The organism is Pseudomonas soli (genome assembly GCF_900110655.1).
Classification (GTDB): domain Bacteria; phylum Pseudomonadota; class Gammaproteobacteria; order Pseudomonadales; family Pseudomonadaceae; genus Aquipseudomonas; species Aquipseudomonas soli.
The window spans coordinates 379,740-395,371 of the sequence record NZ_FOEQ01000001.1 but is presented as its reverse complement, the minus strand read 5'-3'; the positions used below and the strand labels follow the sequence as shown (position 1 = coordinate 395,371).

General features: G+C 63.8%; 12 protein-coding genes and 2 tRNA genes. 3 read left to right on the top strand and 11 right to left on the bottom strand.

Going from position 1 to position 15,632, the window contains the following annotated elements; translation table 11 throughout:
• The first annotated feature begins 33 nt into the window (after positions 1 to 33).
• Positions 34 to 813 carry a ferredoxin-NADP reductase gene (gene fpr / locus BMY03_RS01810; RefSeq protein ID WP_011535180.1) on the top strand — a complete coding sequence of 260 codons (780 nt, stop codon included), beginning with the start codon at positions 34 to 36 and terminating at the stop codon, positions 811 to 813.
• 78 nt (positions 814 to 891) lie between these two features.
• Here fpr and tsaA read toward each other — a convergent pair whose 3' ends face one another.
• The 5 genes from tsaA to rimO form a co-directional block, all read right to left on the bottom strand.
• Positions 892 to 1,584 (bottom strand): tRNA (N6-threonylcarbamoyladenosine(37)-N6)-methyltransferase TrmO, encoded by a 693-nt coding sequence (gene tsaA, locus BMY03_RS01805; protein ID WP_094010098.1) that lies wholly within the window; start codon positions 1,582 to 1,584, stop codon positions 892 to 894.
• Positions 1,585 to 1,590: 6 nt separating this feature from the next.
• A complete protein-coding gene (locus tag BMY03_RS01800) occupies positions 1,591 to 2,052 on the bottom strand; it encodes a YehS family protein (protein ID WP_094010097.1) in 462 nt (153 codons plus the stop codon).
• Between the two features lie 50 nt (positions 2,053 to 2,102).
• Positions 2,103 to 2,813 carry an rRNA pseudouridine synthase gene (locus tag BMY03_RS01795; protein ID WP_023631040.1) on the bottom strand — a complete coding sequence of 237 codons (711 nt, stop codon included), beginning with the start codon at positions 2,811 to 2,813 and terminating at the stop codon, positions 2,103 to 2,105.
• A gap of 121 nt (positions 2,814 to 2,934) precedes the next feature.
• Positions 2,935 to 3,393, bottom strand: coding sequence for a GNAT family N-acetyltransferase (locus BMY03_RS01790; RefSeq protein ID WP_094010096.1), 459 nt, complete (start codon positions 3,391 to 3,393; stop codon positions 2,935 to 2,937).
• A gap of 85 nt (positions 3,394 to 3,478) precedes the next feature.
• Positions 3,479 to 4,810: a 30S ribosomal protein S12 methylthiotransferase RimO gene (gene rimO / locus BMY03_RS01785; RefSeq protein ID WP_031315328.1), complete on the bottom strand. Its 1,332-nt coding sequence runs from the start codon at positions 4,808 to 4,810 to the stop codon at positions 3,479 to 3,481.
• A gap of 235 nt (positions 4,811 to 5,045) precedes the next feature.
• On the opposite strand from rimO, the gene BMY03_RS01780 reads away from it, so the two are divergent.
• A complete protein-coding gene (locus BMY03_RS01780) occupies positions 5,046 to 6,956 on the top strand; it encodes a potassium transporter Kup (protein WP_023631037.1) in 1,911 nt (636 codons plus the stop codon).
• A gap of 102 nt (positions 6,957 to 7,058) precedes the next feature.
• Here the strand turns inward: BMY03_RS01780 and BMY03_RS01775 are convergent, their stop codons facing one another.
• The 4 genes from BMY03_RS01775 to BMY03_RS01760 form a co-directional block, all read right to left on the bottom strand.
• Positions 7,059 to 8,351, bottom strand: a complete 1,293-nt coding sequence (locus tag BMY03_RS01775) for a virulence factor family protein (RefSeq protein ID WP_094010095.1) — start codon at positions 8,349 to 8,351, stop codon at positions 7,059 to 7,061.
• Complete coding sequence (gene mprF, locus BMY03_RS01770; protein ID WP_094010094.1) at positions 8,351 to 10,993, bottom strand: bifunctional lysylphosphatidylglycerol flippase/synthetase MprF; 2,643 nt, start codon at positions 10,991 to 10,993, stop codon at positions 8,351 to 8,353. The genes BMY03_RS01775 and mprF overlap by 1 nt, the downstream gene beginning before the upstream one ends.
• 248 nt (positions 10,994 to 11,241) lie before the next feature.
• Positions 11,242 to 11,318: transfer RNA gene (locus BMY03_RS01765), tRNA-Met, on the bottom strand.
• A gap of 136 nt (positions 11,319 to 11,454) precedes the next feature.
• Positions 11,455 to 11,531, bottom strand: a tRNA-Met gene (locus tag BMY03_RS01760).
• 210 nt (positions 11,532 to 11,741) lie between these two features.
• On the opposite strand from BMY03_RS01760, the gene dinB reads away from it, so the two are divergent.
• Positions 11,742 to 12,800, top strand: coding sequence for a DNA polymerase IV (dinB, locus tag BMY03_RS01755; protein WP_177182877.1), 1,059 nt, complete (start codon positions 11,742 to 11,744; stop codon positions 12,798 to 12,800).
• Between the two features lie 35 nt (positions 12,801 to 12,835).
• Here dinB and BMY03_RS01750 read toward each other — a convergent pair whose 3' ends face one another.
• Both BMY03_RS01750 and BMY03_RS01745 read right to left on the bottom strand, forming a co-directional pair.
• A complete protein-coding gene (locus BMY03_RS01750) occupies positions 12,836 to 13,789 on the bottom strand; it encodes a hypothetical protein (protein ID WP_031314425.1) in 954 nt (317 codons plus the stop codon).
• Positions 13,790 to 13,810: 21 nt separating this feature from the next.
• Positions 13,811 to 15,526: a proline--tRNA ligase gene (locus tag BMY03_RS01745; RefSeq protein WP_038705582.1), complete on the bottom strand. Its 1,716-nt coding sequence runs from the start codon at positions 15,524 to 15,526 to the stop codon at positions 13,811 to 13,813.
• Between the last annotated feature and the right edge of the window lie 106 nt (positions 15,527 to 15,632).

Sequence of the window (15,632 nt, the reverse complement as noted above, 5' to 3'; positions counted from 1 at the left end):
CGCGCGCCGCGTTTTCCTTCAGGAGCCCCATCGATGAGCAACATGAACCACGAACGTGTCCTCAGTGTGCACCACTGGAACGACACCCTGTTCAGCTTCAAGTGCACCCGTGATCCGGGCCTGCGCTTCGAGAACGGTCAGTTCGTGATGATCGGCCTTCAGCAGGACAGCGGCCGTCCGCTCATGCGCGCCTACTCCATCGCCTCGCCGAACTGGGAAGAACACCTGGAGTTCTTCAGCATCAAGGTGCCGGATGGTCCGTTGACCTCCCAGCTGCAGCACCTGAAGGAAGGCGACGAGATCATCATCAGCAAGAAGCCCACTGGCACCCTGGTGCTGGATGATCTGAACCCGGGCAAGCACCTGTACCTGTTGAGTACAGGCACTGGCCTGGCGCCCTTCATGAGCGTTATCCAGGACCCGGAAACCTACGAGCGTTTCGAGAAGGTGATCTTGGTACACGGCGTTCGCTACGTGAACGAAGTGGCCTACCGCGAGTTCATCACCGAACACCTGCCGCAGAATGAGTTTTTCGGTGAGTCCGTGCGCGACAAGCTTATCTACTACCCGACCGTGACCCGTGAGCCGTTCGAGAATCAGGGCCGCCTGACCGATCTGATGCGCAGCGGCAAGCTGTTCAGCGATATCGGCCTGCCACCGATCAACCCGCAGGACGACCGCGCGATGATTTGCGGTAGCCCGAGCATGCTCGATGAAACCAGTGAAGTGCTGGATAGCTTTGGCCTGAAGATCTCCCCACGCATGCGCGAGCCGGGTGATTACCTGATCGAGCGAGCGTTCGTCGAGAAGTAAAGCCAGCGGCTTGAAAGAAAAACGCAGGCTTGGCCTGCGTTTTTTTATGCCTGGCATGTGCGCCTTATCGACGCTACATCACTCCGGGGCCACCTCCAGCACCCGGATCACATCCGGTTGCGCATAATGCCATCGCACCTGCACATCCCAGAACTTCACCCCATATACCCGCTCGGGCGGCGGCACCTGGTAGGCAGGTCGTGGGTCCTGGGCCAGGCACTGTTCGATCAGCTCGACCAGCGGTTCGCCCAGGCGCAGTGCGTGGGTGTGGGCCTGAGGCAGTGCGCCCTCGCTCCATTGCACGCTGATCGGCTCCGGTGCCTCACTGGCCATCAGGTTCGATGCCTCGGTGACGCTGTCCGCATACGGCACATAAGGCTTGATATCCAGCACCGGGGTGCCGTCCAGCAGATCGATCCCCGACAGCAGCAGGCGCCCCGGTTCGACTCCCTCCAGACGTACCACCGACTGGCCGATGCCGTTGGGCCGATGGGTAGCACGGGTGGCGAACACCCCCATGCTCTTGTTGCCGCCCAGGCGCGGTGGGCGCACCTTCAGGCGTGGCCTGTCTTCCAATGCCTGGTGGAACAGGAACAGCAACCACACATGGCTGACCTGTTCCAGGCCTTCGACGGCATCGCCCTGGTCAAAGGGCGGCAGCAGCTCCAGCACGCCACGGGCGGCCGGCGCCAGCTGGGGCTGGCGCGGGATGGCGAACTTCTCCTTGAAACAGGAGCGAACGATGCCGACCGGCGAGACGGTATGCTGCATCCTGGCTCAGCCGCGCACGCGAAGGGTCAGGCCCTTGAGGAAGTTGCGCAGCAACTGGTCGCCGCAGGGGCGATAGTTGTCATGGCCGACCTTGCGGAACAGCGCACTCAGCTCCGGTTTGGACACCGGGAAGTCGACGGACTTGAGCACCGCGTGCAGGTCGTCCTCCTTCAGCTCGAAGGCCACCCGCAGCTTCTTGAGCACGGTGTTGTTGGTCACCGGCACTTCGATCGGCTGCGGCGGGCGGCTGTCGTCGCGGCCTCGACGGTGAATCACCAGGCCGTCGAGGAAGTGCGCCATGACCTTTTCCGGGCAACGCACGAAGCCGGGTTCCTCTTCCTTTTTTACATAGGTGGCGATGGCCTCGACGGAAACCTCGAGGCCCGAGAGCTTAATGATCTCGGCCATTTTCTGGTCGTTGGCCTTGAGCATGTAGCGCAGGCTGCGCAGTACATCGTTGTGGTTCATTGCAGCGAATCCTGTTCTGTTGCCGCGTCAGTCATTGCGCGGCGGTAATGCTAGAAGCGTTCTGTAGCGGCCACGTAGCGCCATTGGCCCAGCGGCAGCTTGCCCATCGACACCCCGCCAAGGCGGATGCGGCGCATCGCCAGCACCTTGAGGCCGGCGGTTTCGCAAAGCTGTTCAATCAAGCCCGGTTGTGGGTTCTTCAGCACGATGCGCAAGTGTTGCTCGTTCTGCCAGCTGGCCTTGGCCTTCGGCAGTTCGACACCCTTGCGCTCCACGCCACGGGCCAGGCGCTCGAGGGCGCCGGGTTTGGCTTCACCACTGACCTGGACGATGTATTCCTGCTCCATGCGGCGCAGGTCGGCCTCGAGCTTGCGGGTTACCCGCCAGTCCTGGGTGAACAGCTGCAGGCCACTGGCGCCGGGCAGCAGCGGGACGATGCAGGCCTGTCGGGCGAAATGTCCATGCAACGGACGCACGCCCTCGCGGTGCGCTTCGCTGAGGCTGGCCATGCTGATGCTGGCCAGGGCGCTTGCGCTGTTTTGGCCGGCCTGCTGGTTGAGCAGCAGGGTGACCGGTTCGAGTGAATCGGCACGAGCGCCCGGCAGCAGCTCGACCTGCTGTTCGGTGATTTTGAACTGGGGTTGTTCGACCACCACGCCGTCGACCGTGACCCAGCCACCCTCGATGTACAGTTCGGCCTCGCGGCGGGAGCAGCCAAGCTGTTCGATGAGGCGTTTGGAGAGACGAATGGGTTCGGACATGGACACGGGCATCACGCGGTAGGGAAAGCCTTCATTGTACCTGCCTGGGCGAGGTAGCGGCTGCAAATCGATGTCATTTGCGCCATTTCGGAGCGGGGTAGTGGTTTCCTGAGCTTGCGTACTAGGACGTTGTACGAACAAGCCTCATATGTAGTAGGGGATAGGGCTGCCCTAGGCCGTCGGTTTCCGAGCGGCCATAGATCTCGAAGCCTTCATGCAGGTAGAAACCCAGGGCTTGCGGGCTCTGTTCGTTGACGTCCAGGCGCTCGGCGTTCAATTCGTTCACCGCGTGGCGCAGCAGGCGCCGTCCGATGCCCTGGCCACGGTAGTCAGGCGCGATAAAGAGCATGTCGACCCGGCCGTTGGCCACCCCGGTAAAACCGAGGATGCGCCGTTTGCTGTCCTTGCAGCACACCAGCATCACGGCATCAAGGTATTTGCGCAACACGTGCTCGCGCAACAGCACGATGTAGCCCTCGGGGAGAAAATCGTGGGTGGCCCGCACCGACGCCTCCCACACCCGGACCAGCTCGGGGTAATCGCTCAGATGAGGTGTTTGCAGCGTGACGGTGGGCGACATCCTGTGATCCTCGGAGCCATTGAGGAAAACATAGATGCAAAAAAATACCCCGCCAGCTGGCGGGGTATTTTCAGGCGGGTTTCGCTCAGATGGGCTCGGCCCACATGTCGTACTCGTCGGCGTCGACGATACGGCAGCGGACCTTGTCGCCCGGCTTGAAGCCGTGGTCGCCGTCGATGAACACGCTGCCGTCGATCTCCGGCGCGTCGAAGAAGCTGCGGCCCACCGAGCCCTGCTCCTCGACCTCGTCGATCAACACCTCGATTTCCTTGCCGATACGCAGTTGCAGGCGAGCAGTGCTGATGGCCTGCTGGTGGGCCATGAAGCGGTCCCAGCGATCCTGCTTGACGTCGTCCGGCACCTCTTCCAGGCCCAGGTCGTTGGCCGGGGCGCCTTCGACCGGCGAGTACTGGAAGCAGCCGACGCGGTCGAGCTGGGCTTCGGTCAGCCAGTCGAGCAGGTACTGGAAGTCTTCCTCGGTTTCGCCGGGGAAACCGACGATGAAGGTCGAGCGGATTACCAGCTCAGGGCACTGTTCGCGCCAGTTCTTGATGCGCGCCAGGGTGCGGTCTTCGAAGGCCGGGCGCTTCATCGACTTGAGCACCTTGGGGCTGGCGTGCTGGAACGGGATGTCCAGGTACGGCAGGATCTTGCCGGCGGCCATCAGCGGAATCACGTCGTCGACGTTCGGGTACGGGTAGACATAGTGCAGACGCACCCAGGCACCCAGGCTGCTCAGCGCCTCGCACAGCTCGAGCATGCGGGTCTTGACCGGGCGGCCGTTCCAGAAGTCGGTCTTGTACTTGACGTCCACGCCGTAGGCGCTGGTGTCCTGGGAGATCACCAGGATCTCCTTGACGCCGGCCTTGACCAGGCGCTCGGCCTCGCTCAGGACTTCGCCGACCGGGCGGCTGACCAGCTTGCCGCGCATCGACGGGATGATGCAGAAGCTGCAGCTGTGGTTGCAGCCTTCGGAAATCTTCAGGTAGGCGTAGTGACGCGGGGTCAGCTTGACGCCCTGGGGCGGCACGAGGTCGATCAGCGGGTTGTGGTCCTGGCGCGGTGGCACTACTTCGTGCACGGCATTGACCACCTGCTCGTACTGCTGCGGGCCGGTGACCGACAGCACGCTGGGGTGCACGTCACGGATGCTGCCTTCCTCGACACCCATGCAGCCGGTGACGATGACCTTGCCGTTTTCCTTGATGGCTTCGCCGATCACTTCCAGCGACTCGGCCTTGGCGCTGTCGATGAAGCCGCAGGTGTTGACCACCACCACGTCGGCATCCTCGTAGGTAGGCACGACTTCATAGCCTTCCATGCGCAGCTGGGTCAGGATGCGCTCGGAATCGACCAGGGCCTTGGGGCAACCCAGGGAGACGAAGCCGACCTTTGGGGTGGCGGGAGTGGTGGACATGGCTAACCTCGGTATTGAATACAGGTCGCCCGGTCGGTAACGGGGGCGATCCTGGCGGGCGCTTTCGGCGCCTCTGATCAAAAAGTGCGCAATTCTAGCGAGCACAAGGTCGCTTTACCAGCAGAAATACGACGAACGCTGCGCTATGCTTCGCGCCGTTGCGCCGGGGTATCCGGGAGGGTCCGGCGCGGGTAGGCATTCAACCGGTCTAACAGGCCGTCTGCGGGAGTGGTCGATGGTTCAGGCAAGCAGTCATGCCGAAGGCGGGCACGCGGGGAAGCAGGGAGCGGCACGACCGCTGGGCCTGCTCGTGGCGGCCGTTGGGGTGGTTTATGGCGATATCGGCACCAGCCCGCTGTACACCCTCAAAGAGGTCTTCACCGGCGGTTATGGCGTACAGGTCAACCATGACGGGGTGCTGGGCATCCTGTCGTTGATCCTCTGGTCGCTGCTGTGGGTGGTTTCGTTCAAGTACGTGATGTTCATCCTGCGTGCCGACAACCAGGGCGAGGGCGGCACCATGGCCCTGACCGCGCTGGCGCGGCGGGCCACGGCGCAGTATCCGCGGCTGCGCATGCTGATGGTGGGCTGCGGCCTAATCGGCGCCTCGCTGTTCTACGGCGACAGCATGATCACCCCGGCGGTGTCGGTGCTGTCGGCGGTGGAGGGCATGGGCCTGGCGTTCGAGGGTATCGATCACTGGGTGGTGCCGATTGCGCTGGTGGTGCTGGTGGCGCTGTTTCTGGTGCAGAAGCACGGCACGGAAAAGATCGGCAAGGCCTTCGGCCCGATTATGGTCGCCTGGTTCCTGGTGCTGGCAGCGCTGGGCGTGCATGGGATCTCGCAGAGCCCGGAGGTGCTGAAGGCGTTCAATCCGGGCTGGGCCTTGAATTTCTTCATCGTCCACCCCGGCATGGGCGTGGCCATTCTTGGTGCGGTGGTGCTGGCGCTGACCGGTGCCGAGGCGCTGTACGCCGATATGGGCCACTTCGGCCGCAAACCTATTGCCCGCGCCTGGTTCGCCCTGGTGCTGCCGGCGCTGGTGCTCAACTACTTCGGCCAGGGCGCCATGCTGTTGCAGAACCCCGAGGCGGCACGCAACCCGTTCTACCTGCTGGCGCCATCCTGGGCGTTGCTGCCGCTGGTGGGCCTGGCGACGATGGCCACGGTGATCGCCTCCCAGGCGGTGATTTCGGGGGCCTTCTCGCTGACTCGCCAGGCCATCCAGCTGGGCTATGTGCCACGCATGCAGATCCAGCACACCTCCAGCGACGAGCAGGGGCAGATCTATATCGGCGCGGTGAACTGGGCGTTGATGGTCGGCGTGGTGCTGCTGGTGATCGGCTTCGAGTCCTCCGGCGCCCTGGCGGCGGCCTACGGCGTGGCAGTGACCGGCACCATGCTGATGACCACCATCCTGGTCTCGGCGGTCATGCTGCTGCTGTGGAAGTGGCCGCCGGTATTGGCGGTACCGCTGCTGCTGGGCTTCCTGTTCGTCGACGGGCTGTTCTTCGCCGCCAACGTGCCGAAGATCGTGCAGGGCGGCGCTTTCCCGGTACTGGCGGGTATCGTGCTGTTCGTGTTGATGAGTACCTGGAAGCGTGGCAAGCAGATCCTGGTCGAGCGCATCGATGAAGGCGCGTTGCCGTTGCCGCTGTTCATCAGCAGCATCCGCGTGCAGCCGCCGCATCGGGTCGAGGGCACTGCTGTGTTCCTGACCGCGCGCTCCGATGCTGTTCCCCACGCGCTGCTGCACAACATGCTGCATAACCAGGTGCTGCACAGCCAGGTGGTGCTGCTGACGGTGGTCAGCGAGGACCGGCCGCGGGTGCCGGAGCATGAGCGTTTCGAGGTGGAGGCCTATGGTGACGGGTTCTTCCGGGTGCTGCTGCACTTTGGCTTCATGGACGAACCGGACGTACCGGCGGCGCTGAAGTTGTGTCATCTGGATGAGCTGGACTTCAGCCCGATGCGCACCACCTATTTCCTCAGCCGGGAGACGGTGATCGCCTCGCGCCTGGAGGGGATGTCGCGCTGGCGCGGGAACCTGTTCGCGTTCCTGCTGAAGAATGCCAACGGCAACCTGCGGTTCTTCAACCTGCCACTCAATCGGGTGATCGAGTTGGGGACGCAGGTCGAGATCTGATGGCACAAACAACGCGGGGCAAGCCCGCTCCCACAAGGCTTGTGTGATCCTTGTGGGAGCGGGCTTGCCCCGCGATGGGCCGTAAAGCGGCCCCTTTCCCTATCATTTCTCAGCGACGTTGGCCTTTCCCTGGCGGGTCTCGATCTCACCGATCAGACGCTTGGCCAGCGCCGGGTAGTTTTCGTCGAAGTGGTGGCCGCCAGGCAGTTTCATGCGCTCACCCACGGCGGTCTTGTCGGTGCAGCCGCTCTCGTCAGTCTCTTCCACGCCATAGATGCACACCACCTTCGCCGCCGGCAACCTGGCCATCTCCGGCCCGGTTGGGGCTTCCTGGCCTTCCTTGCCGAGCCAGCCTTCCACCTCGATCTCGAAACTGCCACTGCGGGCGAATGCCAGCAGGATCACCGCATCGATGCGCTTCTGGTCGTCTGCGGACAGGCGGTTATAGATAGCCGGCAGCACGTCGGCGCCGAACGAGTAGCCGGTCAGCACGAAACGCTTGGTACCCCATTTCTGGCGGTAGTGCTGCATCAGCTCGGAGAGATCGGCGGCGCTTTGCTCCGGGGTCTTGTGCTGCCAGTAATAGCGCAGGGTGTCGATGCCGACCACCGGGTAGCCAAGCTTGGCCATCTCGCCCGCTACATCGCGGTCCAGGTCGCGCCAGCCGCCGTCGCCGGAAAGGAACAGGGTGACGGTGTCGGTGGTCTGCCCGGCCGGGACTTCCACCACCGGGATGGCCAGGGCGTTGCCATCGTGACCGACCAGGGCCTGGGTCAACTGCGCCTTGAGTACCTGGGGCAGGTGGATGTCGTAGTCGGCGATGCTGGTCTCGGCGTTGGCCTGGTCGCGCACGAAGGCGGCGCTGGCGTCATCCGGGTTGTCGTTCCAGGCCACATTCCAGTGGCCATGGGCGGCGGACTTGGGCAAGGCGGCCTGGCAGCCGGGCTGCTCGACGGTGAAATCCACCGAGATGGCTCGTGCCTTGTCGTCGCCTTGCGCGGCCAGCCAGCGCCAGGCCTGGGCGGCGCCTGGGCCGATACCGGCAACCAGGGTCGGTTTGTCGGCCAGTCGAGCGAGGGCCTGGTCCATCGCGGCCTGCTGCTTGGCGCAGTCGGCCGGCGGCAGGACCACCTGCACCAGCTGGGCCTCGCCGGCCTGGCTGAGGTCGAGCAGTTGCTTGTCGGTCAGGGCCTGGTCCTGGGGCACGCCGATGGCCACCCAGGCCTTGGCATGCACGCCGGGAGTGGCGCGGGTCAGGGCGCTGCCGTCGTCGAGCGTGAGGTGCTCCAGACGTGCCTCGGGGGCCGGGCGGGTCCACAGCCAGAAGGCCGCGCCACCGGCCAGCACGGCCAGCAACAGAGGAATCAGTACGTACAGCCAATAGCGTCGGATCATCAACGTTTCACCAATCCAGTCAGGCCGCCAGCGATCAGGGCGGCGGTGTCAGCCAGTGCCACCAACGGGTCGAGCCCGGCTGGCACGGCCATGTAGCGGGGTTCCCAGTCCGGCTGGAACTTGTCCTTGAAGCGCCGCAGGCCCTGGAAGTTGTAGAGCTGTTCGCCGCGCTGGAACACCATCGAGCCCAGGCGCTGGGTCAAGGGGGCGCCACGCCGCGGCTGCAAGCCTGAAAGGGGGACCATGCCCAGGCTGAAGCGGCCGTAGTCGTGGCTTTTGTAGTGCAGGATCAGACCGACCATCATGAACTCCATGGTCAGCTTCGGAGCTTCCGGATGCGCGCGCATCAGGTCGAGGCTGGCCAGCTCGTTGCTGTGGGTCTCCAGCAGGTTGGCGAAGGCCACCGGGCGGCCCTGGAAGCGGATCAGCGCGATACGGAAATGCTGCAGGTACTCGGGGCTGAAGCGGCCGAGGGAGAAACCTTTTTCGCGCACGTTCTTGCCGCTCAGCCAAGCGTCGGAGATCTCCTTGAGTGCCTCCAGCGGGGCGTGACCAGGCTCATGGATCTCCAGGGCCAGGCCGTCGCGGCCGCCGCGGTTCCAGGTGTAGCGCAGGTCCTTCATCTCCTTGCCCTTGGCATCGATATCGAAGCGGCGCAGGTCGACCCGCGCTTCCTCGCCGAGCTTGATCGCGGTCAGGCCGATGTCCATGTAGAAAGGCAGGTTCTCCGCACGCACCTGGTAGAACACCGGGCGGGCATGGTGCAGGTCGCACAGGTCGCGGAACTGCCAGATCATTTCGGCGCGTTCCTGGGCCGGGCCGATCGGGTCGTACAGGGCTACCAGGCTGCGGCCGCGACGGGCATACATCAGGAAGGCGTTGTCGTTGGGGTGGAACAGCAGCGCCTTGTCACCGGTCAGGGCCAGCCCGCCATCGGGCTGGTCGGAGGCGAGCAGGATGCGATTGGCGCGCTGCAGCTCGTCTTCGCTGGGCAGATGGATCACGGGCCGGGCGGTGCGCAGCAGCCAGGTCAGGGCGACGATCACCAGCAGCACGGCGCTGCCCAGCGCGGCGCGCAAGCCCCGCGGCGCATCGGCATCAAGGGTGAACTGCCACCACAGCTTGTGGGTGTAGGGCACGTCCTGGTAGGCGAACAGCAGCAGCCATACCGAGGCGCCGACCACGCAGGCGCTGGCCACCAGGTACACCGGCGAGAACGGCAGCTCCAGCAGGCGGCTGGGACGGTAGAACGAGCGGCGGAACAGGGCGAGCAGAGCAGCGGTGAAGCACATCAGGCTGGCTTCTTCCCAGTCGAAGCCCTTGAGCAGCGACAGCACCGCGCCCACCAGCAGCAGCACGGTGGTCAGCAGCCAGGCAGCCGACAGGCGCCGGCGCAGGCCCTGGGCGAGCAGCAGGCAGAGCACGCCGATCAGGCTGGCGCCGAAGTGCGAGGCATCGATCAGGCGGTGTGGGATCAGGAAGCCCATGTGCTCCAGACGGCTGTCGATCTCCGGGGTAGCGCCGGAGAACAGCAGCACCACGCCGGAAAGGAACACCAGGATCGCCAGCACCGGCGCGGCCAGGCCCGAGGCTGCGCGGATCGCCTGCTGGGCGACCATCAGCCGGCGGGCTTCGTTGGCCAGCAGCAGTACGCAGGCCACGAGCAACGGCAGCACCACGTAGATCAGCCGGTACAACAGCAGGGCGGCCGCCAGTGGCGCCGCGCCCAGCTGGTTGGCGAACGCGGCCAGCAGGATCGCCTCGAACACCCCGACGCCACCCGGCACGTGGCTCAGCACCCCGGCGGCGAGGGCAAGCAGGTAGACCAACACGAACGCGCCAAAGGGTGGGGCTTCGGGCAGCAGCAAATAAAGCACGGTGGCCGCGGCGGCGACATCCAGGGCGGTGATCAGCAGTTGCAACGCAGTCAGGCGCGCGCCTGGCAGGCGCAGGGTGCGGCGCCCGAACTGCACCAGCAGGTTGTCGGCCAGCGGCTGCTCAGGCAGGCGACGGCGGTACAGGCCCATGACCAGGGCGACCGCCGCGACCAGCACGGCGATGGCAATCCCGCCCAGCAGCGGCGCAGGCAAGCGCAGCGCCGTTGCCGCTGCCGGCAGGTCGCTCAGGGTGGCCAGTGCCGCCAGCGGCGGCAGCGCGCAGCCCAGCGAAAGGCTGGCGAACACCGTCATGCGCGCGACCTCTGCGGCGCCCAAGCCTTGACGGGCATAGAGGCGATAACGCACCGAGCCACCCGACAGCATCGACAGGCCTATCGCGTTGCCAATGGCGAAGGCGCTGAAGCCACCGAGCACCAGAGTGCGGGGTGGTAGTTGCACGGCGGCATAGCGGCTGGCCGACCATTCGTAACCGAGCAGGATCACGAAGCCGACCAGCGTGGCCAGCAGCGCGCCGAGCAGCGACTGGGTCGGTACGCTGAGCATCGCATCATGCAGGGCGTAGATATCCAGTTCGCTCAACAGATGGCGGCAGGCAATCAGGCCCATGGCGAACAACAGCAATGTCAGCGCCAAACCCAGCGGCTGACGGTACTTGCTCAGGCGTTCCAGCCAGGGCAGGCGCTGCGCCGCCGCCGGCAAGGCCGTGGTCAACGGTGCCTGGGGCTCGGGAGTGGGGGGGGTCATGGAGTGCCTCGTGCGCAGCGCGCGAGGTGAAGGCAAGGTGCGGCCAAGTGAAAGTCCCTTTGGAAAAACGTATCCGAATATTACTCCGCGCCGGCGGCTTAATCTGTTTCAGGATAGTTAAAGATAGTTCATTCAGCCGTCTACAAGGGCTGGAACCAGGGCTTGGCGAGGAGGAATCGAAAGGGTAGGGGCTGAATGCAACAAACCCCGCACTGTCTTGCGACAGGCGGGGTTTGTTCTGACGAATATGGTTGCGGGAGCCGGATTTGAACCGACGACCTTCGGGTTATGAGCCCGACGAGCTACCAGGCTGCTCCATCCCGCGCCTGTGGAATCGAATTCTACGGATTTCCCAACCGCTGTCAAGCGTTACTACTTGATTTTTCGTGGGTTTTTCTTTCGGTGTGAATATAGAGGCAATAAAAAAGGCCACTGTATGAACAGTGGCCTTTTCTTGAATCTGGTTGCGGGAGCCGGATTTGAACCGACGACCTTCGGGTTATGAGCCCGACGAGCTACCAGGCTGCTCCATCCCGCGCCTGTGAGATCGAATTCTACGGATTTTCCCTTGCCTGTCAAGCATTTCCTCAAGAAAAACCTTTTTCGTTCAAACCCTTAGCGTGCCAGATCGCGCCGCAGCGCAGTGGCGACGGGGCTTGCAGGCCGATTGTCCGGTCCAGGCTGTCTCGTCCGTTGGCGGTACGGTAATATCTGTATGAATTTACAGTAGTGGCTGTCATCCATGTCCTTGCGCAAGATCATCCACATTGATTGTGACTGCTTCTACGCCGCCATCGAGATGCGCGATGACCCGCGCCTGGTCGGTCGCCCCATGGCGGTGGGTGGGCAGCCAGGTCAGCGTGGCGTGATCGCCACCTGCAACTACGAGGCGCGCGCCTATGGCGTGCGTTCGGCGATGGCATCGGGGCATGCCATGAAACTGTGCCCCGACCTGGAAATCGTCAAGCCGCGTTTCGAGGCTTACCGTGAGGCGTCCCGCGAGATTCACGCGATCTTCCGGGACTACACCGAGCTGATCGAACCGCTGTCGCTGGACGAGGCTTACCTGGATGTCAGTGACAGCCAATGGTTTGCCGGCAGCGCCACGCGGATTGCCGAGGACATTCGTCGTCGGGTCGCCCAACAACTGCATATCACGGTGTCCGCAGGCGTGGCGCCGAACAAGTTCCTGGCCAAGATCGCCAGCGATTGGCGCAAGCCCAATGGATTGTTCGTCATTACCCCTGACCAAGTGGAGGAATTTGTCGCGGCTTTGCCGGTTGCCCGCTTGCATGGCGTTGGCAAGGTGACGGCGGATAAGCTTTCGCGATTGGGGATCGATACTTGCCTGTCATTGCGCGACTGGTCGAGGCTGGCGCTGGTGTGCGAATTTGGCAGCTTCGGCGAGCGCTTGTGGGGGCTGGCGCGAGGGATCGACGAGCGTGCGGTGCACAACGACAGTCGGCGGCAGTCGGTCAGTGTCGAGAACACCTACGACCATGACTTGCCTGACCTGAGCAGTTGCCTGGAGAAGCTGCCTGACCTGCTCGCCAGTCTGAATGAGCGGATTGCGCGCATGGATAGCAGCTATCGGCCCGACAAGCCTTTCGTCAAGGTCAAGTTCCATGACTTCAGCCAGACCACGCTGGAGCAGGCGGGGGCGGGGCGAGACCTGGAGAGCTACCGGCAGTTGCTCAGCCAGGCGTTTGCCCGAGGTGGCAAGCCGGTGCGGTTGCTGGGAGTAGGGGTGAGGCTGCGGGACCTGCGTGGGGCGCTTGAGCAGTTGGAGTTGTTTCGGGACATATAAAGAAGAAGGGGCCGCACAAGCGGCCCCTTCTCGTTTTACTGCACGCCCGGATCGGCAACCAGTCGCCCGGTGGCCTTTGTCAGTGCCTGCAGAAACTCCTGCTGCAGCTCAGGATCGTTGCGCGTCAGTTCGATCAGGCTCTGTTCGAGTTCGCTGGCCTCTTCTTCCAGGCCCAGTTCCGACAGGCGCTTGACCCGATGTACCCACTGGCCGACATCGTCGTCCTCGAGGTCATCGAAAATCAGCTCGTGGGCCTCGAGCAACTTGCCACGCAAATTGCCGCTGACCAGCAAGCTGGCATCGCCTCGTACCTGGTTTTCCTCATCCACCACCTGCAGGTGCAGGGTGCCGATATGGTTGAGGTTCTGCTCGGAGAACGGGCTGTCGAGCAGGTTCAGGCGCAGTACGCCATGCTTGTCGGTGGTCAGCTCGTGGGTCATCTTGCCAGCCTTGACCTCGACCAGGCGCTCGTTCCACGGCAGGCTGATGGACTCTTCGCGCTTACCTTTCTCGACTTCGTCGATGCCCGCCAGGTTCTGCTGGGCACGGCCGTTGGACGGTACGTTCATGAACGGGTTGACGCCCGCCACGCCATAGCTGAGCCAGTCGTGGGTGATGCTGTCCGGCAGGTTGCCCAAAGCGAACACATTGGCCACGTTGGCGCTGATGCCCGCCACCACAGCCACCGCGCCCAGCGGGATCTCGTAGATCTCCCGCCAGGGTTGGTAAGGGGTGTAGCGGTCGTAGCGGCGGGTGACTTCGAACTCGGTGACTTCGAAACGCTTGAGCTCATGAATGCGCACGCGCCGCTGCGGAAGCTCCATCACCTTCGGCTCGCCGACATCGATCTGCAGACTGTGCTCGAGCAGTTTGCGCTCGACGCGCTCCTCATGATCGCTGCGCTGGGACATCTGGTTGGCGCAGCCGCCGAGGAGCAGGGCGCCGCACAGTGCGGCGCCCCCCAGGGTGTAGGTACTTCGCTTGGACATGATCACTCGCGTAACGGGTTATCAGCGGCGGATGCGGGCCTGCAGGAAGGTCAGCACTTCATTGAGCGGCAGTGCCTGGGCCTCCGACTCGGTGCGGTGCTTGTACTCCAGGTTGCCATCGGCCAGGCCGCGGTCGCTGACGACGATGCGGTGTGGGATGCCGATCAGTTCCATGTCGGCGAACTTGATGCCGGGGCTGGTCTTCTTGTCGCGGTCGTCCAGCAGGACTTCGAAACCTGCGGCGGTCAGTTCGGCGTAAAGCTTGTCGGTAGCCTCACGGACCACATCGGTTTCGTAGCGCAGCGGCACCAGGGCGATCTGGAACGGGGCCAGGGCGTCATTCCAGATGATGCCCTTGTCGTCGTGGTTTTGCTCGATGGCGGCGGCGACCACGCGGGACACGCCGATGCCGTAGCAACCCATCGACAGGACTACAGGCTTGCCGTTCTCACCCAGCACCTGGCACTTGAGTGCTTCGCTGTACTTGGTGCCGAGCTGGAAGATGTGGCCGACTTCGATGCCGCGCTTGATCACCAGGGTACCCTGGCCGTCCGGGCTCGGGTCGCCCTCGACCACGTTGCGCAGGTCAGCGACCTGTGGAACCGGCAGGTCGCGTTCCCAGTTCACGCCGAAGTAGTGCTTGTCGTCGATGTTGGCGCCGATGCCGAAGTCGCTCATCAGGGCGACCGAGCGGTCGATGATGCACTCCAGCGGCAGATTCAGCGGGCCGAGGGAGCCTGCGCCGGCACCGATGGCGGCACGCAGCTCGGCGTCGGTGGCCATCACCAGCGGGTCGGCGACCTGCTCCAGCTTGGTGGCCTTGATTTCGTTGAGCTCGTGGTCGCCACGGACGATCAGCGCGACCAGCTTGCCTTCCTCGGCACCGTGCACGATCAGGGTTTTTACGGTTTTCTCGATCGCCAGGCCGAAGTTTTCCACCAGTTGCGCGATGGTCTTGGCGTTCGGGGTGTCGACCAGGCGCAACTCTTCAGTCGGCGCCGGGCGCACGGTTTCGCGGGGAATGGCTTCGGCTTTCTCGATGTTGGCGGCGTAATCGGAGCTGTCGCTGAAGATCACGTCGTCTTCACCGGAGGAGGCGAGCACGTGGAATTCGTGGGAGTAGCTGCCACCGATCGAACCGGTGTCGGCCTGCACCGGACGGAAGTCCAGGCCCAGGCGGGTGAAGATGTTGGAGTACGCCAGGTGCATGCGGTCGTAGGTTTCCTGCAGGGAAGCCTGGTCGGCATGGAAGGAGTAGGCGTCCTTCATGATGAACTCGCGGCCGCGCATCAGGCCGAAGCGCGGACGGATCTCGTCGCGGAACTTGGTCTGGATCTGGAACATGTTCAGCGGCAGCTGCTTGTAGCTGGACAGCTCGTTGCGCGCAAGGTCGGTAATGACCTCTTCGTGGGTCGGGCCGACGCAGAATTCGCGCTGGTGGCGGTCTTTCAGGCGCAGCAGCTCGGGGCCGTACTGCTCCCAGCGGCCGGATTCCTGCCACAGTTCAGCCGGCTGGATGCTCGGCATCAGCACCTCGAGGGCGCCGGCGGCGGTCATTTCCTCGCGTACCACGGCTTCGACCTTGCGCATTACCCGCAGGCCCATTGGCAACCAGGTGTACAGGCCGGAGGCCAGCTTGCGGATCATGCCGGCACGCAGCATGAGCTGGTGGCTGATGACCACTGCATCGGCCGGGGTTTCTTTCTGGGTGGCGAGCAAATATTGACTGGTGCGCATGGTGAGCCGTGTCGATTGCCTGAATGTGAAATGACCCCGCATTGTACGGGGGCGAAACGAAAGCGTACAGAATGCAGCACTGGCGCGGTTCTGTCAGCCAAGAAAA